Here is a 20,707-nt window from a genome sequence, read left to right as displayed (position 1 = left end):
GAGGAGGCATGTCCATGGCGAGGGATCTGACACAGCTGGAGCTGCTACACGAGCTGGTTCCTGTTGCGGAAGACAACGTGAACCGCCACATGTCGATGGCGAAGGAGTGGCACCCGCACGATTACGTGCCGTGGGACGAAGGCCGCAACTTCGCCGCACTCGGTGGGGTGGACTACGAACCGGAACAGAGCACACTCTCCGAAGTAGCGCGAGCAGCGATGATCACCAACCTGCTCACCGAAGACAATCTGCCCTCGTACCACCGCGAGATCGCCGAAAACTTTTCGCAGGACGGCGCCTGGGGCACCTGGGTGGGACGGTGGACCGCCGAGGAGAACCGGCACGGCATCGTCATGCGCGACTACCTGGTGGTCACCCGCGGTGTCGATCCGGTCGCGCTCGAACAGGCCCGGATGATTCACATGACCAACGGTTTCGCCTCACCGGCGGGCGCACAGACCGGACTGTTGCATTCGGTCTCGTACGTCACCTTCCAGGAACTCGCCACGCGCGTCTCGCATCGCAACACCGGCAAGGTGTGCGACGACCCGATCGCCGACCGGATGCTCCAGCGCATCGCCGCGGACGAGAACCTGCACATGATGTTCTACCGCAACGTCACCGCTGCCGCCCTCGACATCGCACCGGATCAGACGTTGGAAGCGATCTCGCATATCGTGATGAACTTCCAGATGCCCGGTGCCGGGATGCCGAACTTCCGCCGCAACGGTGTGTTGATGGCCAAGCACGGTATCTACGATCTGCGTCAGCACCTCGAGGACGTGGTGTGGCCGGTGCTGCGGAAGTGGCAGATCTTCGAACGTGAGGACTTCACCGGCGTCGGGGAATCCAAGCGTGAAGAGCTGGCCGTGTTCCTCGAAGACCTCGAGCGTCAGGCCACCAAGTTCGAGGAAATGCGTGATCGTTCCCTCGCACGCGAAGCCGCCAAAGCAGAGCGGAAGGCGTCCTAGGTCAACCCATCGAGGACTAGGGGCGGGACAGGGGGCGGCGGCGTAGCCGCCATAATGAACGGTGACCGAATTCTGGGACCGCGTCAGCGCGGTCAGTCCAACTCCGCCGGCGTGGATCGTGCAGATCGCAGCGCTCGTAGCCGTTCTCATCGTCCTTGTTCCGCTGACATGGCGCATTGCCCGCAACGTCGTGACGATCTTTCACGAATTCGCTCATCTACTCGTGGCCTTCGCGACGGGCCGCAGGTTGATGGGTGTGCGATTGCATTCCGATACCTCGGGTGTAGCCATTTCTTCAGGCAAACCGACCGGCCTCGGGGTGATCGCGATGACGTTCGCTGGTTATGTCGGTCCGTCGCTGATCGGGCTCGGTGCTGCCTGGGTTCTCGGTACACAGCATGCGATCGCCGTGCTGTGGATCGGAGTCATCGCAATTGCACTGATGCTCATCATGATTCGCAACGTGTTCGGGTTCATCTCGCTCGTAGTGTTCGGGGCACTGCTGTTCACGGTGTCGTGGTGGGGGACCGGTGAACAGCAAGTGGCCGCGGCGTACTTCATCACGCTGTTCCTGCTCGTCGCAGGCCCTCGGCCGGTACTCGAACTACAACGCTCACGTAGCAGAGGACGGGCACGAGACTCCGACGCCGATCAACTGGCCCGACTGACGTTTCTGCCCGGAATAGTCTGGGTCGGACTGTTTCTCGTCGTGACAGTCGGATGTCTCGTGCTCGGCGGCTGGTGGATCCTGCGCCCTGTCTAGGTCGCAGGTCTATCACTCAATCGTGGTGAGGTGAGCGATTTCCAGTTTCGCGGTCGACATCCAGGACGACATCAGGTGAGTCGGGGTGATACAGGATGGGACCAGTTTCTCCTTTGCGCAGAGCCCCCGCGCGCAGGGAAAGAAAGCCTCCTCCGAGCAGCACGATCGTCGCAGCTCCGGCTATCCACGCCCACCCGCTGAAACCACCGCCCAACGCGGTGAGAAGCAAACCTGCCGCAACGACACCGGACATCAGCATGATGACTCCGATTCGGTTCTCAGCAGTCTTGATCCAGCGAGCTCCGTGGTCCTTCTTGTCTTCTGCCATGACTTCCGTCCTTTCCGCAGTCCGTGACGGCTCCGAAAAGCGTCGGACTTGTGGTGGGGTTACCCGCTCGAGCGAGGTTCACACCCTTGTACACAACCGGAGTTTCGCGAAAAGGATTTTCAGAGCTTCCGCTGTTCAGCTAGGTAAGCTGAGTCAATGGATCGACCCGCAGTAATTCTCGCCAACGACGACGCTGTCTACGACTTCTACCTCGATCATCAGCAGAACCGGCAGGTGGCCAGGATCGCGTACGCCACGCTGGCCCGACGGTTCAAGCCGCGGGTCAGTTACCCCGCCGGTGCGCGTGAAGAGATTCGTAGGCTCGTCTACGACAACACACGGTTCATCATCGCCGTCAATCATCTCACCGAGAGCGACCCGTACACCCTTGCCGCCGCCGCGTGGGCCAGTCCGCTGCGACCCGGGATCGGGCGCACTCGTGTTCTCGCGAAGGACGAGCTCTTTCAAGAATCGAAGCAGCGCAAGCGAATCGACATGATGGGCGGCATCCCGGTGTTCCGTGGAAAGAACCACGGACTTCGCGCGGTCAGCGCAGCAGGCAGCCGCATGATGGACGTCAGCGCCGAACGAATGCGACGCGGCGACGACCTTGCCGTGTTCCCCGAAGGCACCTGCAACCTCGAAGACGCCACCAAGGTTCAACACGTCGGCAGCGGGATCGGCCACATCGCGGCACGTGCCCGCAAGCTCGGCGTCGAACCGGTCCTGATCTGCATCGGCCTCAGTTACGGACCCGGCTCGTCGAAGCTCAAATCTGCGAGCGTCTACATCGACGAGCCGATCACCGAACTGCCGACCAAGCCGATCGAGATCGCGCGCGTCGTCGCTGCCGGATTGCAGAAAGCCGTCGACGGAGCGGTCGCAGCGTACTGAGCAGCTGCTCGATAGAACAGTCCTGAGATTCTCGACCATAGGAGATGCACGTGAGCGATCAGATCAAGACAGCCGTCGTAACGGGAAGTGCCCGCGGAATCGGCGCCGCAGTAGCCAAGCGTCTGGCCAAGGACGGCTTCGGAGTCGCAGTTGTCGACCTCGACGAGGCTGCCTGTGCCGACACCGTCGGTGCCATCCAGGCCGCCGGTGGTCAGGCCGTCGCAATCGGTGCCAACGTGGCAGAGGAAGAGTCGGTGAAGACGGCCGTCGACCGGATTGCCAACGAATTCGGTGCGCCGACCGTGCTCATCAACAATGCCGGTATCACCCGGGACAATCTTCTGTTCAAGATGACAGTCGAAGATTGGGACTCCGTACTCGGGGTGCACCTACGCGGATCCTTCCTGATGACGCGCGCGATCCAGAAGCACATGATCGACGCCAAGTGGGGGCGCATCGTCAACCTGTCGAGCACCTCGGCGCTCGGCAACCGTGGCCAGGCGAACTACTCGGCGGCCAAGGCAGGCATGCAGGGCTTCACCAAGACGCTGGCCATCGAGCTCGGTAAATTCGGCGTCACCGCCAACGCCATCGCCCCCGGGTTCATCGAAACCGAAATGACCGCCGCGACAGCCGCACGCGTCGGCGTCCCATTCGAGGACTTCAAAGCCGCTGCAGCATCACAGATTCCGGTCAACCGCGTCGGAAATCCCGACGATATCGCGCACCTCGCATCCTTCTTCGTCAGTGAAGGTGCAGGCTTCATCTCCGGTCAGATCGTCTATGCCGCAGGTGGTCCGAAAGACTGAGATCGGTCGGGGATCTACCCCCGGACAAATGGAATGGGCCACCGCAGTGTGCTGCGGTGGCCCATTCTCGTCGAAACTGGTTCAGTAAGTGTAGAAACCCTTACCACTCTTGCGTCCGAGCATTCCGGCGTCCACCATGCGCTGCAACAGCGGCGGCGGCGCATAGTGCGGTTCACGGAACTCTGCATACAGCGACTCCGCGACGGCGAGTGTGACATCGAGACCGACGGTATCGGCCAGACGCAACGGACCCATGGGGTGCGCGCATCCGTTGACCATGCCTTCGTCGATGTCCTCGGCACTCGCGAAACCGGATTCGAGCATCCGAACAGCGGACACCAGAAACGGGATCAACAGCGCGTTGACGATGAACCCGGCGCGGTCACCGGAACGAATCGTCTTCTTGCCGAGCGTGTTCGAGGCGAAATCGGTAACGGTTGCAACCGTCTCCTCGCTGGTGACGAGGCTGACGACGATCTCTACCAGTGGCAGTACCGGCACCGGGTTGAAGAAGTGAACTCCGACGACCTTGTCCGGTCGCTGTGTCGCATTGGCCATCTTGATGACGGGTATCGACGAAGTATTGGTTGCTAAGATCCCGCTCGGCTTCACGATCGAATCCAATTTTCCGAACAAATCGAGCTTCAGCGACTCGATCTCCGGCGCTGCCTCGACCACGAGATCGCGATCGGCGAAGTCGTTGATGTCGAGCGTCAATGTGATTGCAGCGCGAGCTTTCTCCGCTGCATCGGCTTCGATTCGTCCGGACTTCACGGCGCGGGCGAACGACTTGTCGAGGCGGGCTTCCGCCGCTTCGGCCGCGGCCTGGCTCGTTTCCAGCACGACGACGGAGCTGCCTGCGCGAGCACACACTTCGGCGATGCCTGCGCCCATCGTGCCGCCGCCGATGACGCCTACCAATTCGATGTTGCTCATTTGAGCAGCGCCCGGGACATCACGACGCGCTGAATCTGGTTGGTGCCCTCGTAGATCTGCGTGATCTTGGCGTCACGCATCATCCGCTCGACCGGGAAGTCGGTGGTGTATCCGGCGCCGCCGAAGAGCTGCACAGCATCGGTGGTCACCTCCATGGCCACATCGGAGGCGAAGCACTTCGACGCCGCGGAGATGAAGCCGAGGTTCTTTTCGCCCCGCTCGGCGCGAGCCGCGGACGAATAGACCATCAGACGAGCGGCTTCGACCTTCATCGCCATGTCGGCGAGCATGAACTGCACAGCCTGGAAGCTGCTGATCGACTGACCGAACTGCTTGCGATCCTTGGTGTATGCGATGGCGGCGTCGAGTGCACCCTGCGCCAGACCGACAGCCTGCGCACCGATGGTGGGACGGGTGTGGTCGAGGGTTTCGAGCGCTGTCTTGAAGCCGGTACCTGGATCACCGATGATGCGATCGCCGGGGATCTTGCAGTTCTCGAAGTACAGCTCAGCCGTCGGCGAGCCCTTGATACCGAGCTTCTTTTCCTTCGGTCCGACGACGAATCCCTCGTCGTCCTTGTGGACGATGAACGAGGAGATACCGTTGGCGCCCTTGTCCGGGTCCGTGACGGCCATGACGGTGTACCAATCGGACCTGCCACCGTTGGTGATCCAACACTTGGAACCGTTGAGGATCCAGCCGTCACCGTCGGCCTTGGCGCGGGTCTTCATGCCGGCAGCATCGGAGCCGGCCTCACGCTCGGACAGTGCATACGACGCCATTGCCCCACCTGCGAGCGAGGGGAGGACCTGCTTCTTGAGCTCCTCGGAGCCCTTGAGAATCAGGCCCATGGTGCCGAGCTTGTTGACCGCGGGGATCAGCGAGGAAGAACCGCAGACGCGAGCAACTTCCTCGATGACGATGCAGGTAGCGATGGAGTCGGCACCCTGGCCGTCGTACGCCTCGGGCACGTGGATTGCATTGAAGCCGGAGTTGTTGAGCGCGGTCAGCGCCTCGTCCGGGAAGCGTGCGTCCTCGTCCACCGCTTTGGCGTAGGGAGCGATCTCCTTCTCCGAAAGGGCGCGAATTGCCGCGCGCAGTTCTTCGTGTTCCGCTGGGAGTTGAAACAGATCGAAATCAGGATTACCGGCCATGGGTGCCACTCTCCTAGGGCTTGACTTTACGGCACTCAGTGCCACGGATTTGTCTAGTCTACGCCACGTCTGGTAACCCATCAACCCCTCGGTGGCACTCGGTGCCAAACATGCCCGCCCCCTGACCGCTTCAATGGTCCATTCATACGATCAGATGTCTTGACCGGCACATTCAAGCGCAAGGGGGAGGTCACTTCATATGCTCCGCCAGCGCGTCGGCGACAGCGGCACGCGAGGTGCCCCGGGGAAAGACTGCGACGACGATCTGCTCCGCGCTCGTGTCGAATCCGGCTCTGACCTTGTGAAGTGCTTCCTGCAGGTCACTGCTGGTGGTCGGAATGCCGTCGCGGATCATTCGCCTCAAGATGTAGTTGTGCGTGGCGGTGATCGACGCCGAAAACTGGAGAATCTCCAGGTGCGAATGCTCGGGCAGCGCCGTGCGCAGGTAGTCGACGAACAGTCTGTCGTAGCGAAAGACCGTCACGATCTCGCGATCGCGTAGCGCAGGGTTCTCGTGGACCACCTGGTAGCGGAGTCGAGACTGCTCTTTCCACCCGGAAAACCGTTCGAATACCAGCTGGGCCGCATCGCACACGGCGGTCCAGGGGTCCGGGTGCGGCTGGCCGAGAAACGCTGCGGTCTGCTCGAGCAGAATTTCGTGGTCGGCGAAGATGACGTCGTCCTTGCCGCGGAACTGACGAAAGAACGTCCGACGCGAAATGCCCGATGCCTCGGCGATGTCGTCGACGGAGGTGGCCTCGTATCCCTGCACCGCGAACAGATCGAGTGCCGCCTTCGCCACGGAAAGGCGGAAGGCGTCGGAATCCTCGGAGTCGCGCATAGTCCAAGAACGTAGTCGAGATTCTTCCGCTGCTGCTACCGATCGCGTTGCACCCGGAGTGACGATCGGTGCCACGGTAGTGTCGTTCGTACGCTCTCGGTGTACCGGAAAGGCGGCCATCTTGGCTCTCGTCGCAGGAATAGACTCCTCCACTCAGTCGTGCAAAGTGTTTGTCCGCGATGCCGATTCGGGCGAGCTCGTCCGCAGCGGGCGAGCAAGTCACCCCGACGGCACCGAGATCGATCCGGCGCTGTGGAAATCTGCACTCGATACTGCCATCGCCGACGCCGGAGGTCTCGACGACGTGGATGCGGTCGCCGTCGGCGCGCAGCAACACGGCATGATCTGCCTCGACGACGCCGGGAGTGTCGTCCGCCCGGCGTTGTTGTGGAACGACACCCGCTCGGCATCTTCCGGCCAGGACCTGGTGAACGAACTCGGCGGCGGCAAGGAATGGGCCGACGCGGTCGGCGTCGTACCGCTGGCGGCGATCACCGTCGCCAAGCTGCGGTGGCTGGCAGACAACGAACCCGGCAATGCCGACCGCACCGCAGCAGTGTGTCTTCCGCACGATTGGTTGAGTTGGCATCTCGGTGGTGCGGCCGGATTCGATTCGCTGGCGACCGATCGCGGCGATGCGAGCGGCACCGGTTACTACTCCGCCGCCACCGACAGCTATCGCGAGGACTTACTGGAACAGGCCATGCGCGGACGAAAGCCTCGGCTTCCTCGTGTTGCGGGACCGTCGGAGCGAATCGGTGTCACGAAGTCGGGAGCGATGATCGCGCCGGGAACCGGTGACAATGCCGCTGCCGCACTGGGTCTCGGCGTCAGCGTCGGTGATGTCGTCGTCTCGGTCGGCACCTCGGGTGTCGTGTCGGCCGTCACCGACGTTGCCGCTGCGGACGCCTCGGGAATCATCGCCGGATTCGCGGACGCTACCGGCCGGCAATTGCCGCTCGTGTGCACCCTCAACGCGGCCCGTGTGCTCGACGCGACCGCGTCGTTGTTGGGCGTCGACCACGCCGAACTGTCCCGGTTGGCACGCTCGACCCGGAGCGAGGGGCTGGTGTTGATTCCATATTTCGAAGGTGAGCGGACACCGAATCGGCCGGAGGCCTCGGGCGCCATTCATGGTTTGCGACTGAACAATTCGACTCCAGGGCATCTTGCCCGCGCGGCAGTGGAGGGGCTGCTGTGCGGGCTGGCGGACGGGATCGACGCGCTGCGTGCAGCAGGAATCGAGATCCGCCGCGTTCTGCTGATCGGCGGCGGGGCCAAATCTGCGGCGTTGCGAGAGTTGGCCCCGGCGATCTTCGGTGTACCCGTCGTAGTCCCCGAGCCCGGCGAATACGTTGCCGACGGTGCGGCCCGCCAAGCAGCGTGGGCGTTGGCGGGCACGCGCGAGCCACCGCGCTGGGCGTCGGCACCCGTGCGTACCTACGAGGCCGATCCGGATCCAGTAGTCCGCGAGCGGTACGCCGAAATGCGAGGCTAGCGGCGATCTCTCAGTTGCGTCCTCTCACGTACGGAGTGCTTCCAAGGTCGCTCGGGCGCCGTGCTCGTGGAGCGAGGCGAGTGTCTTGGTGTACTCCGCTACGAATCGCTCGTTGTCGATGAGATCACCGAACACTGCTCGGTTGGAGATGAATGCGGTCGGATCGTCCTTCTGTTTGCGCGCGAGCGGTACGAGCGAATCCTTCAGCTGGTCGACGATCTCGATCGGCTGACCCTGTTCGTCGACGCCCTCGGCGTACCGAGCCCAGCTCGCGACCACTGCGGTAGCCAACGTGATCGGTCCGCCGTTGTCGAGGTTGGTGCGGATGACGGGCAACAGCCACTTGGGGATTCGGTCCGAGGATTCGGCGCACAGGCGTGCAACAGTGTCCCGAATTTCCGGGTTCGAGAAGCGCTCGATCAACGTCTTCTTGTACTCACCCAGATCGATACCGGGAACTGCCTGGAGTGTGGGGGTGGCCTCGTCGTCCATGTACGCCAACAGGAACTCGGCGAACAACGAGTCCTGTGCAACCTCGTGCACCAGTCGGTATCCGCTGAGGTAGCCGAAATAGCACAGCGCCTGATGGCTCGCGTTGAGTAGGCGGAGCTTCATCGACTCGTACGGAGTGACGTCGTCCACGACCTGAACTCCGACGTGTTCGAACGCCGGACGCCCGAGCGTGAACTTGTCTTCGAGTACCCACTGTGTGAACGGCTCACCTGCGACGGGCCACTGGTCGTCGAGTGCGTAACGGTCCGAAAGTTCCTGCACCACTTCGGGAGTGGTGACCGGGGTGATTCGATCGACCATCGAGTTGGGGAAGGCGCCCTCGGCGGTGATCCACTCCGCGAGAGCGGGGTCCTTCAGGCGAGCAAACGTGGTGAACGTCGATTCCGCGATGTGGCCGTTGCCCTCGATGTTGTCGCAGGACATTATAGTGAACGGCTTCAGTCCCCGATCTTTACGGCGCGCAAGGGCTGCCACGACGAGACCGAACGTGGTCGACGGCGTCGCACCCGGCTCGAGATCCGCCGCGATCGCTGGACTGGCGGTGTCGAACTCACCCGTCGTGGCCGAGAAATTGTATCCCCCTTCGGTGATGGTGAGCGAGACGATTCTGGTGCTTTCGGCCGCCATCTTCTCGATGACGGCATCTGCGTCTTCGGGTGCGAAGAGGTATTCGACTATCGAGCCGATCACCCGGGTGTCCCACGCTCCGTCGGAATGCTTGAGCGCAAGCGTGTAGAGGCAGTTCTGAGCCTCCATGACGTCCCGCATCTTTTGGTCCCCGGGCAGTACTCCGACGCCACAGATTCCCCACTCGGACGCTTCCCCCTGCTGGAGGAGCCGGTCCACATACATTGCTTGATGTGCACGGTGAAATCCGCCGACACCGAAGTGCACTATCCCGGCAGTGACTTCGGATCTGTCGTAAGTGGGTACCTCGACGTCCTCGATGAAGTCGGCGAGGGTGTGCGAATTGAGCTTCATGCGTCGGTCTCCTTGTGCGAGGACGGTATTACCACTGCCTTGATGCTTCCCGGCAGTGCGTCGGCGTTGAGCGCATCCTCGACGTGTGCGAGGTCGTAGCGCCCGGTGACCATGGCGTCGAGATCGACGCGGCCGGAGAGTACGAGTTCGCGAGCGATCGGCCAGGTGTTCGCGTAACGAAAGACCCCGGTGAGGACCAGTTCACGATTCTGAATCAACGAAATCGGCAACGCGTAATCCGACGCGCCCATCCCTACCAGGACGACCGTGCCTGCGGGACGGACGGCGTGGATGCCGTCGACGACTGCCCGGGGCGCGCCCGACGCATCGATGAACGCGTCGACGTCGAGAGCCCGGACGTCTTCGGTCATCGGGTCGATCACCTGCGTTGCGCCGAATCTCTCCGCATTCTCGCGGCGGTCGGGTGCGATGTCGCTGACGATGATCGTGGTGGCGCCGAACGCGCGAGCCACCTGGGCAGTGACGAGGCCTACTGGACCGGCGCCTGCGATCAGCACACTCGACCCGGCTGTGATGCCTGCCTTCTGCGCCGACGCAATCCCCACCGACAACGGCTCGAACAATGCCGCGGCCTCGTCGGAAATCTCGTCGGGAACCGAGTGCGCGAACGCCGATTGGATGAGAACGTACTCTGCCAGCGCGCCGTCGATGGGTGGCGTGGCGAAGAACTCCATCGACGGGCACAGGTTGTACCGGCCCGCCCGCGACTGTGCGCTCGTCGGGTCGGGGCGCTGCGGTTCGATCGAGACCCGTTGCCCGATGCGCGTATCGGCGACGGCGCATCCGACGGCGACGATTACCCCGGCAGCTTCGTGACCTAGCACCAAAGGCCCGTTGACGACGTGATCGCCGATGCGGCCTTCGCGGTAGTAGTGAGCATCGGAACCGCAGACGCCGACCGCGGTGACCTGCACGAGAACCTCGTCCGCCGCGGGGGAGGGCACTGGGCGGCTTTCCAGACGGATCTCCTGCGGACCGCTGAGGACGCTGACCTGCATGGACTGTGTCACAAAGATCTCCCTGCTTCCGCTTCTTCGATCACGCCGACTCCAATACTGGTAGGTGTTGTGTAGATCACACCTTAATGTTAGCTTAATGAGCAGAAGAACACATTGTGAGCATCTGCTCATTGAGTCTAGGGAGTGTTCGTGACCGCATCGGTCCCCGAGGTAACGGCAGTGCAGCGCTCGTCGAAGTCGAGCGACGACCTCCGCCTCGCCCTCCGTGCGGCATCGATGTACCACCTGGAAGGTGCGACTCAGGCCGAGATCGCGAAGAAACTCGGAATCTCGCGTCCCACCGCCGGCCGACTCGTTGCCAAGGCGCGAGCGCTGGGGTTGGTGACCATCGAGATCAATGTGCCCGACGAACTCCAGGGCACCGTGCACGCGGACATCGAAGCTGATTTGGAGCGAGAATTCGGCCTCACCGAAGTGCTTGTCGTTCCCGATGTCATCGACGGCACCGACACCGGGTACGGATCGTTGGGGCGGGCCGCCGCGGCGATGCTCTCGCGGCGACTGGAGGGTGCCGACGTCCTCGGGTTCACCTGGGGGCCGGAAACTGTCGCCGTCGCCCAGTCGCTCAAGACGCGTGGAGCGCGATGCGACCGCGTGGTTCAACTCGACGGTTCGATGAGTTCGGCCGACTATCAAACCGGCGTCGAATACACCCTGGGGCGGTGTGCGCAGTACCTGCAGGCGAGGCCGGTGCGCCTCAACGCGCCGCTGTACGCCGACCCGGCCACGGTGACTGCACTGCAGCAGGATTCGGTGATATCGCGCGCCCTCCAAGCCGGGACCGAGGCCGATGTGATGATGTACGGCCTCGGTCCCGTTTCCACGTCCACGACCCTGTTCGAGGGCAGCTTCATCGACCTGGACATTCTCGACGAACTGCGCCAGCTCGGCGCCGTCGGCGAGATTGGCGGCAGGTTCTTCGACCTCGACGGCACACCAACCGGTGGATCCTTGCCGGGGCGGACCGTATCGGTTGGACTCGACGCAATCCGTGACTGTGATCGGGCGATCCTGATCTCCGGTGGCAGCAAGAAGCATCAGGCGATTCTCGGAGCGCTTCGCGGAGGCTTCGCAACCGTGCTGGTGACCGATATCGAAAGTGCGCGTTGGCTGATGGCGCACACGAAGGCTGACAGTGGAGCCTGCAGGAACGACCCAGAGGGAAAGGTATCCAAGTGAGAGTTCTACCGAAAGTGGCCGTCGCGGCATCGTGCGCGATGACCTTGGTGCTGTCCGGTTGTGCCGGCGCGGGATCGTTCGGCGGTGATGGTGACGGTACGACGATCACCGTGGCCATCGTCTCGAACTCGCAGATGTCCGACGCTATTTCGCTGGCACCGGAGTTCGAGGCAGAGAACCCAGGGATCAACCTGAAGTTCGTGTCATTGTCGGAGAACGAGGCGCGCGCGAAGATCACTGCTTCCGTCGCGACCGGCGGCGGAGAGTTCGACGTCGTGATGATCAGTAATTTCGAGACCCCGCAGTGGGCCGCGAACGGTTGGCTCACCAATCTTTCGGAGTACGCGAACGAAACTCCCGGTTACGACGAGGCCGACTTCATTCCGACACTGAAGGACTCGCTCTCCTACGAGGGCAGCATGTACTCGGTGCCGTTCTACGGTGAGTCCTCGTTCCTGATGTACCGCAAGGACCTCATGCAGGAGGCGGGTATCACGATGCCCGAGGAGCCCACCTGGCAAGAAGTCGCCGATGCCGCCGCGAAGCTCGACAATGACGATGTCTCCGGAATCTGTCTTCGCGGAAAGCCGGGCTGGGGCGAAGTTCTCGCACCTTTGAATACGGTCATCAACGCATTCGGTGGACGTTGGTACGACGAGAACTGGAACGCACAGCTCGACAGTCCGCAGGTGGAAGAGGCCGTCCAGTTCTACGTCGACCTCGTTCGCACACACGGTCAAGCAGGCGCAGCGACCAGCGGATTCAGTGAGTGCGGTACTCAGCTCTCGCAGGGAAACACCGCTATGTGGTACGACGCCACCTCGGCAGTGTCGGTGCTCGAGGATCCCACGTCGAGCAACGTCGTCGGCAAGATCGCGTATGCGAAGGCACCGAGCGCGGTCAAGGGCGACAACGGCTGGCTGTACTCGTGGGCTCTCGGCATCCCGAAGACGTCGGAGAATCCGGACGAAGCGTGGAAGTTCGTGTCGTGGATGACCAGCAAGGAATACCTGAACAAGGTCGGTAACGAATTGGGTTGGGAGCGTGTGCCCCCGGGTAGCCGCTTGTCGACCTACGAGATTCCCGAGTACAAGGAAGCATCGGCTGCGTACGGCCAGGTGACCCTCGACTCCATCAACGGTGCGGATCCGAACAAGCCGACCGTGGATCCGGTTCCTTACACCGGAGTGCAGTTTCTGACCATCCCGGAATTTCAGGATCTCGGAACCCGCGTCAGTCAACAGATCAGCGCTGCAGTGGCAGGACAGATCAGCGTCCAGGACGCGCTCGCTCAGGCGCAGCAATACGCCGAAGTGGTCGGTAAGACGTATCAGGAGGGCCAGGGATGACCACAACCGAAGTGCACTCGCCACAAGCGGATTCGGAAAAGTTCGTACCGAGACCGAGGGTGATCTCGAAAGCGGAGGGTTGGCGCCGTCGCGGGCCGTTGCTTCCGGCCATGGTCTTCGCGATCATCGTCACCCAGGTGCCGTTCCTGTTCACGCTGTATTACTCGACGCAATCATGGAACCTCGTTCGGCCTGGGTCGCAGGAATTCAACGGGCTCAACAACTATGTCGACGTGTTCCGTGACAGTCAGTTCCGTCAGGTCGCTCTCAACACCGTGATCATGATCGTCGGAACCGTCCTCATCTCGGTCATTCTGGGGCTCTTCCTCGCGTTGCTGCTCGATCGGAAGTTCATCGGCCGCAGCTTGATTCGCACACTGCTGATCACACCGTTCCTGATCACCCCGGTTGCCGGTGCGCTGATCTGGAAGACCACGATGTTCGACCCGGTCTTCGGGTTGATCAACTTCGCTCTCAGCCCGTTCGGCGTCGGCCAGATCGACTGGGTCTCGCGCTTTCCGTTGGCCGCGGTGATGACGAACCTGGTGTGGCAGTGGACGCCCTTCATGATGCTGTTGATCCTCGCCGGGCTGCAGTCGATGCCGAAGGACATCGCCGAGGCTGCCCGCGTCGACGGCGCGGGGCCGTTCAAGCTCTTCCGTGAACTCACGCTCCCGCATCTACGACGCTTCATCGAACTCGGTGCCGTTCTCGGGGCGATCTACCTGGTCAACACCTTCGACGCCGTGTACATGATGACTTCCGGCGGACCTGGCGTCGCCAGCGCCAACCTGCCCTTCTACATCTACCAGCGTGCGTTCCTCGGGTTCGACATCGGCCAGGCCGCGGCTATGGGCGTGGTCACCGTGGTCGCCACCATCATCGTCAGCACTCTGGCGCTGAGACTGATCTTCAAGAGCTTCAGTGGAAACGAGGAGGCTGCGTGATGAGTACCGCAACCACGAACAACAAGCGCAAGAAAGCAGTGCCACAGACCTCGGACGGCGTGGCGATCAAGCGTAAGAGCAACTGGGGGCCGGGCACCATCTGGTCTGTCGTTGCGTGGGTCGCCGGGATCGTCTTCTTCTTCCCGGTGCTCTGGATGGTCCTCACCGGCTTCAAGCAAGAGGCCGACGCGTACTCCGACCCACCGAAACTGTTCTTCACCCCGACGCTCGATCAGTACCGCGGGGTACTCGACAGCGGTATCGGCACTGCGCTGCTCAATTCTGCTTTCGCGACGATCGTATCGACGCTTCTCGTTCTGCTGCTGGGGGTTCCGGCTGCGTTTGCGTTGTCGCTTCGGCCGGTGAAGAAGACGAAGGACGTGTTGTTCTTCTTCATCTCTACCAAGATGCTCCCGGTCGTCGCGGCCATCGTGCCGCTGTACGTCATCGTCGGTGATATCGGCATGTTGGACAACATCTGGACGCTGGTGATTCTCTACACCGCGATGAACCTCCCTATCGCGGTGTGGATGATGCGCTCGTTCTTCCTCGAGGTGCCGAGCGAACTGCTCGAGGCCGCGAGCATGGACGGTGCGTCGTTGTGGACCTCGGTCCGTGAGGTGATTCTGCCTCTCGTCTCTCCTGGAATCGCGGCGACGTCGCTGATCTGCGTGATCTTCTCGTGGAACGAGTTCTTCTTCGCAGTCAACCTCACCGCTGTTCAGGCACAGACCATTCCGGTCTATCTCGTCGGATTCATCACCGGCCAGGGTCTGTACTGGGCCCAGCTGTCCGCCGCTGCGACGTTCGCAGCACTCCCCGTCGTCCTTGCTGGGTGGTTTGCGCAGAACAAGCTCGTGCGCGGTCTGTCCTTCGGCGCCATCAAGTAACTCGGCCCTTTCACGAACCAGGAGAACAAGTCATGGCTGCAATCAAGTACAAAGAGGCATCCTGCGTCTACGAAGGTGCCGACTCGCTCGCTGTCGATTCACTCGATCTGGACATCGAGGACGGCGAATTCGTCGTCCTCGTCGGACCTTCCGGTTCTGGAAAGTCCACCGCCCTCCGGATGCTCGCCGGCCTCGAGGAGATCGACGGTGGCGCCATCGAAATCGGTGGGCAGAACATGGTCGGCGTCCCATCCAAGGATCGCGACATCGCGATGGTGTTCCAGAATTACGCCCTCTACCCCAACAAGACCGTCGGGGAGAACATGGGTTTCGCGCTCAAGATGCGCGGTGTTCCGCTCGAGGAACGTAAGAAGAAGGTGGCCGACGCGGCGAAGATTCTCGACCTGACGGATTTCCTCGATCGCAAGCCGGGCAAGCTCTCCGGTGGTCAGCGTCAGCGAGTTGCCATGGGCCGCGCCATCGTTCGTGAACCGCAGGTGTTCTGCATGGACGAGCCGTTGAGTAACCTCGACGCGAAACTGCGTGTGCAGACTCGTACACAGATCGCCGCGTTGCAGCGAAGACTCGGCACCACGACCGTCTACGTCACCCACGACCAGGTGGAGGCGATGACGATGGGCGATCGCGTTGCAGTGTTGCGCGGGGGCAAGCTGCAGCAGTTCGCCAGCCCAACCGATCTCTACGACCACCCTGTCAACGCTTTCGTGGCCGGCTTCATCGGCTCGCCTGCCATGAACTTGATGACGGTTCCCATCGGATCGGGTGGTGTACAGATCGGAAACTTTCTGCTGCCGCTCGAGCGCGAGGAGCTCACCAAGCTTGCGAGCCGCGGTCTCGACAACGTGACGATCGGCCTGCGGCCCGAGCAGCTCGGCATCGTGCATGGCACGGGGGAGGGCTTCGAGAGCAAGGTGGATCTGATCGAAGAGCTCGGCAGCGAGTCCTACGTGTACGCGCATCTGGATGATCCCAAGGTCAAGGGGCTCGACGGCGGACCGGTGTCTCTCGTCGCGCGCTCGGCGGTGCGTGCGCCGGCGAAGATTGGTGAGAGCATCGGTTTGAGCAGGCTCGACGGCGCTGTTCACCTGTTCCATCCGGAAACCGGCGAGCGGATCTAGGGGCTTTCTCGTACGTGCGCGGAAGCTCGGTGCCCTCCGAGCTTCCGACGCGCGCAGGGCCGACGTTATCGATCCGTGATTCAACGTCGGCTGTTCTGTTATCTTCCCTGTTGCTCGCCCGACATCGACGCCATGCAAGATTGGTTCCTCTACGACCCAGAGGTGGCCACTATGTCAGGTCTGTCGGATGCGCGCTCGATGCTCTCGCGCGGTGTGCCACGCCTGGTCATCTTGGATCCATCCCCACCTCTCGGCATACCCACCCTCGATATTTCCGAGAGCAGGCACGGAAAGTGTCTCCGCCTCGTCGTCAGCGGTGAAGTCGACCTCGGGACGGTCTCTGAGTTCCGGGCTGCACTCTTCAGTGCATCGAACTCGGCGATCGGTGCGCTCATCGTCGATATTCGCGGAGTCACATTTTTAGGGGTGTCGGGGCTGTCCTGCCTCGTCGACCTCGTGCGGGGCAACATGCTGACTGCGCTGGCGATCGTCGCCAACACCCATGCCACGCGTAGGTCCATCGAGATCATCGGCCAGGACCCCGACCTGGTGGTGTTCTCTCGACTCGGTGACGCGCTGCACTACGTGGACGTTCGAACCTGACCGGGGGCGGTACCCCTGTTCGGGGGTAGCGCATCGGTAGCTGTGAGCCATAGCGTGAGTCGAGCTAGCGAGAGACGTGCGCCACAGCAGGGAGAAACATGACGAACGTGACGGAACACGACGCCTTCAAGTCGGCAAGAGATCTACTTCTCGATGCCTACGGCGACTACGACGCGGCCGTATCGAACTTTCAGTGGCCCGATCTGGGTGAGCGGTTCAACTGGGCAATCGACTGGTTCGACGCTATCGCCCGGGGCAACGAGAAGACGGCGCTCTGGATCGTCGAAGAAGACGGGTCCGAAGCAAAGTACAGCTTCGAATCGATGTCGCACCGTTCGGACCAGGTGGCTCGGTGGCTCTCCGGGCTAGGTATCGGCCGCGGGGATTCCGTGATTCTCATGCTCGGAAACCAGGTCGAGCTGTGGGATTCGATGCTCGCGGTCATGAAGCTCGGCGCCGTATTGATGCCGACTACCACGGCGATCGGCTCGGCGGATCTCACCGACAGAGTCGAACGCGGCCAGGCGCGAGCCGTCATCGCGAACCCAACGGATACGTCCAAGTTCGAGGAAGTGCCGGGGGACTACCTGAAAATCGCGGTCGGAGATGCAGACGGGTGGAACGACTTACGCGCAGCCTACGACGTCGAGAGTCCGAAGCCGTTCGAGACCGTGACTGCCCCGTCCGACCGTTTGCTTCTGTATTTCACCTCGGGAACGACGAGTAAGCCCAAGCTCGTCGAGCACACGCAGGTGTCCTATCCGGTAGGGCATTTGAGCACGATGTACTTCCTCGGTCTGAAGCCGGGTGATATTCACCTGAACATCAGCTCGCCCGGCTGGGCCAAGCATGCGTGGAGTTGCTTCTTCGCGCCGTGGATCGCCGAAGCCACCATCTTCATCTACAACTACAAGCGCTTCGACGCGAGCGCTCTCCTCGACCAGATTCGTCGCGCCGAGGTGACGACCTTCTGTGCTCCACCGACCGTGTGGCGCATGCTCATTCAGGCCGACATCTCCGGTGGAGGTGGCGCGTTGCGCGAAGCGATCGGCGCAGGTGAACCGCTGAACCCCGAGGTGATCTCGAGGGTGCAGAACGAGTGGGGCCTCAACATTCGCGACGGTTTCGGTCAGACGGAAACGACGGCCTTGGTAGCGAACACGCCAGGAGCGAAACTGAAGTTCGGCGCCATGGGCCGTCCGTTGCCGGGTATCCCGGTCGTCATCATCGATCCGGTGACCGGCGAGGAAGCCGACGAAGGCGAAATCTGTCTCGATCTGGCCAAGGAGCCGTTCAACCTGATGACGGGATACCTCGGCAACCCGGCTCGCAACGAGGAAGTCATGTCCGGTGGCTACTACCACACAGGCGATGTGGCCTCCCGCGACGAAGACGGTTACATCACCTACGTCGGTCGCACCGATGACGTCTTCAAGGCCTCGGATTACAAGGTGTCACCGTTCGAGCTCGAAAGCGTGCTGATCGAGCACCCCGCCGTCGCCGAAGCTGCTGTCGTACCGGCACCCGACGAAACACGACTTGCGGTCCCGAAGGCGTACGTGGCCCTGGCAGCAGGCTGGGAACCGAACGAGGAGACTGCATTTCAGATCCTGAAGTACGCACGCGAGCATCTGGCCCCGTACCTGCGGATCCGAAGGATCGAGTTCTTCGAACTGCCGAAGACCATCTCTGGCAAGATTCGACGCGTCGAACTCCGGGCTCGCGAGGACTCCGGCGAGGTGCTCTCGGCCGAGTGGCGTGATGATCAGTTCACCGGGCTGAAGTAGAGCGTGCTGCGCCACTCGCGTTGCTACTTAACGTATTTCATGATGTCAAGGGCGAATCCGACATAGTCTTCTGCGACTTGTTCCGCACTGAGAGGGCCGTCGGGGCGCCACCAGTTGGGGAGTGCGGTACACATGGTCACGATCGCTCGGGAGGCTTCGTAGGGGCGGTCGTTGCGGAACAATCCCTCGTCGACAGCGCCCGTGACTTCTTCGTCGACCATCCGTTGCTGCGTTCTTCGTCGGTCTGCGACCCTTAGGCGATTGTCGGTGTCGAGGCTTCGCATCTCACTCGATCCGACGAAGCCGAGTTCGCGCCGGTGCGTGTGGAAGAGCACAAGATGCTCGATGAGCAGACAGAAGCGCTGAACCGGATCTTGCCCCTCGGTACGTGCGGCCTCGCTACGCTGATGCAATTCCGTCATGGCGTGGTCGAGAATGGTAACCAGCATGTGCTGTTTACTCGTGTAGTAGTGATAGATACCGGAAACCGAGAGCCCACATCTCGCGGCAATACTGCGAACGCTCGCGCCGTGATAGCCGATTTCCAGGATTTCCTCGAGGGCCGCCCGTAGAACCGGGTCGAAATCCAGCGGGGCGTAGGTACGCCAGTTGGGTAGATTCGGCGATGTCGTCCTTGGCTTCTCCGCAAGCGGCATCGCCGGTGCATGCTGCGTTTCCACGTCGACGACGATGTCGAGGATCTGCGGCACGGTGATATGCAGTGCTTCAGCGATTCGATTGAGGCGCACGACGCTGATTCCGGTCTTGCCGGTCTCGATCTGGCTCACAGTCGCTGGACTCACTCCGAGCGCACCGGATAGTGCCCGCAGGCTCAACTTCTGTGCCGTCCTCGCCGAACGCACCTGCGCTCCCAAGACGGCGTCTGCCTCATGGCTGGACTCACTGTCCTCTCTCACCTGTGATGCACCTCCCGTAGATTGTTTAGGAATTCTAAACTAGCGGACTCGAACGTTGAAAACAGGTCTAGTGAGAGGGGCTTGTACAGGCTATTGACAAAGCCTAACGTGAGTTAGATCATAATCTAAACACAAACCGAGCGATCGCTCGAATGATCTGGGTCGTTTGTGAACCTGAGGAGATCGAATGTCTGAAGCCGCCCCCGAGATGCACGAACTACTCGGTGACAACGCCCCTAGTAACTGGGGAAAATGGGGCTCCGATGACGAATTGGGCACCTTGAACTACCTCGACACGAGCGAGGTGTTGCGCGGCGTGCAGCACATCAAGTCAGGTGAGACGTTCACACTGCAGATTCAGATGGGACGCACGGAAAGCCCCGGCGATCCTCTCTGGCCGGCGCGAGAGGGCATACAGCGACAGAACGTGCTCGACGAAAGCTCCTGGGATGGAGATGGTGCGCCGGCATTTCCTGGTGGCTTGCACTACGCCGATGACACCGCTCTGATGTTCTTGCAAGGTTCCACGCAGTACGACGCTCTGGGGCACGTCTGGTACGACGGCAAGTTGTGGAACGGTTACGACGCGCGAACAACCGTCGGGAAGATGGAAAAGGCGTCGGTCCTCCCCATAGCGGAAAAGGGTGTCGTTGGCCGAGGTGTCCTCATCGACATGGCGCGGCACCGCGGCAAGGACTCTTTGGACAAGAAAGAAACGTTCGATCACAACGATCTGGAAGCTGCTGCACAGGCTCAAGGCGTAACCATCGAGCCCCATGACATCCTGCTCATTCGGACCGGCTGGATGAACTACTGGTATGAGCTGAACAACCCGAAAGAATTTTATGACGAGTTCTGCGAACCGGGATTGACGTACTCGCGCGAGCTGGTGGAATGGTTCCAGAACCGCGAGATTGCGAACCTCGTCACCGACACCATTGCCAACGAAGTAACAAACGACCCCGAGTCCGGTGTCGCGCTGCCGCTTCATTGCGCGCTGATGCGCAACCTGGGGGTCGTCTTTACCGAAATGGCCTGGCTCGATGATCTGGCCGATGCCTGTTCCGCCGATGGCAGGTGGAGCTTTCTCTACACGGCCGCCCCGCTCAAAGTAGTCAATGGGACCGGCGCCCCGGTCAATCCAATCGTAATTCGTTGAAAGATTCCA

Annotated in this window: 20 protein-coding genes; 13 read left to right on the top strand and 7 right to left on the bottom strand. The window is 61.7% G+C overall.

Annotated features, from left to right (window positions below):
- The first annotated feature begins 14 nt into the window (after positions 1-14).
- Together ABIB36_RS03900 and ABIB36_RS03895 are read left to right on the top strand one after the other, a co-directional pair.
- Entirely contained in the window at positions 15-971 is a 957-nt protein-coding gene (locus ABIB36_RS03900) for an acyl-ACP desaturase (RefSeq protein WP_084347263.1), read from the top strand.
- Positions 972-1,032: 61 nt separating this feature from the next.
- Positions 1,033-1,734, top strand: coding sequence for a M50 family metallopeptidase (locus ABIB36_RS03895; protein WP_354559200.1), 702 nt, complete (start codon positions 1,033-1,035; stop codon positions 1,732-1,734).
- Positions 1,735-1,750: 16 nt separating this feature from the next.
- On the opposite strand, the gene ABIB36_RS03890 is transcribed toward ABIB36_RS03895, so the two are convergent.
- Positions 1,751-2,062, bottom strand: coding sequence for a hypothetical protein (locus ABIB36_RS03890; RefSeq protein ID WP_084347261.1), 312 nt, complete (start codon positions 2,060-2,062; stop codon positions 1,751-1,753).
- 156 nt (positions 2,063-2,218) lie between these two features.
- Between ABIB36_RS03890 and ABIB36_RS03885 the strand changes: the two genes are divergently transcribed.
- Complete coding sequence (locus ABIB36_RS03885) at positions 2,219-2,956, top strand: lysophospholipid acyltransferase family protein (RefSeq protein WP_084347260.1); 738 nt, start codon at positions 2,219-2,221, stop codon at positions 2,954-2,956.
- Positions 2,957-3,006: 50 nt separating this feature from the next.
- Positions 3,007-3,765: a 3-oxoacyl-ACP reductase FabG gene (fabG, locus tag ABIB36_RS03880; RefSeq protein WP_084347265.1), complete on the top strand. Its 759-nt coding sequence runs from the start codon at positions 3,007-3,009 to the stop codon at positions 3,763-3,765.
- An 81-nt stretch (positions 3,766-3,846) separates the two neighbouring features.
- Here fabG and ABIB36_RS03875 read toward each other — a convergent pair whose 3' ends face one another.
- The 3 genes from ABIB36_RS03875 to ABIB36_RS03865 all read right to left on the bottom strand — a co-directional run bounded on the left by ABIB36_RS03875 (position 3,847) and on the right by ABIB36_RS03865 (position 6,696).
- Positions 3,847-4,692: a 3-hydroxybutyryl-CoA dehydrogenase gene (locus ABIB36_RS03875; RefSeq protein ID WP_306294098.1), complete on the bottom strand. Its 846-nt coding sequence runs from the start codon at positions 4,690-4,692 to the stop codon at positions 3,847-3,849.
- A 5-nt stretch (positions 4,693-4,697) separates the two neighbouring features.
- The gene (locus ABIB36_RS03870; RefSeq protein ID WP_143542149.1) at positions 4,698-5,864 is read right to left on the bottom strand and encodes an acyl-CoA dehydrogenase; all 1,167 of its coding nucleotides are present in this window, start codon (positions 5,862-5,864) and stop codon (positions 4,698-4,700) included.
- Between the two features lie 181 nt (positions 5,865-6,045).
- On the bottom strand, positions 6,046-6,696 hold the full coding sequence (locus tag ABIB36_RS03865; RefSeq protein ID WP_354559199.1) for a TetR family transcriptional regulator: 651 nt from the start codon (positions 6,694-6,696) through the stop codon (positions 6,046-6,048).
- Positions 6,697-6,817: 121 nt separating this feature from the next.
- On the opposite strand from ABIB36_RS03865, the gene xylB reads away from it, so the two are divergent.
- Complete coding sequence (gene xylB / locus ABIB36_RS03860) at positions 6,818-8,194, top strand: xylulokinase (protein WP_354559198.1); 1,377 nt, start codon at positions 6,818-6,820, stop codon at positions 8,192-8,194.
- 24 nt (positions 8,195-8,218) lie between these two features.
- Here xylB and ABIB36_RS03855 read toward each other — a convergent pair whose 3' ends face one another.
- Positions 8,219-9,688 (bottom strand): mannitol dehydrogenase family protein, encoded by a 1,470-nt coding sequence (locus ABIB36_RS03855; RefSeq protein ID WP_084347266.1) that lies wholly within the window; start codon positions 9,686-9,688, stop codon positions 8,219-8,221.
- On the bottom strand, positions 9,685-10,707 hold the full coding sequence (locus ABIB36_RS03850; protein WP_354559306.1) for an NAD(P)-dependent alcohol dehydrogenase: 1,023 nt from the start codon (positions 10,705-10,707) through the stop codon (positions 9,685-9,687). The genes ABIB36_RS03855 and ABIB36_RS03850 overlap by 4 nt, the downstream gene beginning before the upstream one ends.
- Positions 10,708-10,857: 150 nt before the next feature.
- On the opposite strand from ABIB36_RS03850, the gene ABIB36_RS03845 reads away from it, so the two are divergent.
- The 7 genes from ABIB36_RS03845 (at position 10,858) to ABIB36_RS03815 (ending at position 18,622) form a co-directional block, all read left to right on the top strand.
- Entirely contained in the window at positions 10,858-11,907 is a 1,050-nt protein-coding gene (locus ABIB36_RS03845) for a sugar-binding transcriptional regulator (RefSeq protein WP_084347459.1), read from the top strand.
- Positions 11,908-11,945: 38 nt separating this feature from the next.
- Entirely contained in the window at positions 11,946-13,256 is a 1,311-nt protein-coding gene (locus ABIB36_RS03840) for an ABC transporter substrate-binding protein (RefSeq protein WP_502944871.1), read from the top strand.
- Positions 13,253-14,203, top strand: coding sequence for a carbohydrate ABC transporter permease (locus ABIB36_RS03835; protein ID WP_084347268.1), 951 nt, complete (start codon positions 13,253-13,255; stop codon positions 14,201-14,203). Before ABIB36_RS03840 ends, ABIB36_RS03835 begins: the two co-directional genes overlap by 4 nt.
- On the top strand, positions 14,203-15,093 hold the full coding sequence (locus ABIB36_RS03830; protein ID WP_084347269.1) for a carbohydrate ABC transporter permease: 891 nt from the start codon (positions 14,203-14,205) through the stop codon (positions 15,091-15,093). Before ABIB36_RS03835 ends, ABIB36_RS03830 begins: the two co-directional genes overlap by 1 nt.
- Positions 15,094-15,125: 32 nt before the next feature.
- The gene (locus ABIB36_RS03825) at positions 15,126-16,232 is read left to right on the top strand and encodes an ABC transporter ATP-binding protein (RefSeq protein ID WP_354559197.1); all 1,107 of its coding nucleotides are present in this window, start codon (positions 15,126-15,128) and stop codon (positions 16,230-16,232) included.
- A gap of 171 nt (positions 16,233-16,403) precedes the next feature.
- Positions 16,404-16,835: an STAS domain-containing protein gene (locus tag ABIB36_RS03820; RefSeq protein WP_179142324.1), complete on the top strand. Its 432-nt coding sequence runs from the start codon at positions 16,404-16,406 to the stop codon at positions 16,833-16,835.
- Between the two features lie 98 nt (positions 16,836-16,933).
- Positions 16,934-18,622: an AMP-binding protein gene (locus ABIB36_RS03815; RefSeq protein ID WP_354559196.1), complete on the top strand. Its 1,689-nt coding sequence runs from the start codon at positions 16,934-16,936 to the stop codon at positions 18,620-18,622.
- A gap of 23 nt (positions 18,623-18,645) precedes the next feature.
- On the opposite strand, the gene ABIB36_RS03810 is transcribed toward ABIB36_RS03815, so the two are convergent.
- Entirely contained in the window at positions 18,646-19,539 is an 894-nt protein-coding gene (locus ABIB36_RS03810; protein WP_354559195.1) for a TetR-type transcription factor C-terminal domain-containing protein, read from the bottom strand.
- A 187-nt stretch (positions 19,540-19,726) separates the two neighbouring features.
- Here ABIB36_RS03810 and ABIB36_RS03805 point away from each other — a divergent pair, with 187 nt between their 5' ends.
- Positions 19,727-20,698 carry a cyclase family protein gene (locus ABIB36_RS03805; RefSeq protein WP_084347274.1) on the top strand — a complete coding sequence of 324 codons (972 nt, stop codon included), beginning with the start codon at positions 19,727-19,729 and terminating at the stop codon, positions 20,696-20,698.
- The last annotated feature ends 9 nt before the right edge of the window (positions 20,699-20,707 follow it).

The sequence above is a fragment of the Rhodococcus sp. UYP9 genome, from assembly GCF_040547235.1.
Taxonomy (GTDB): Bacteria; Actinomycetota; Actinomycetes; order Mycobacteriales; family Mycobacteriaceae; genus Rhodococcoides.
This window is presented reverse-complemented; position numbering and strand designations above follow the sequence as displayed.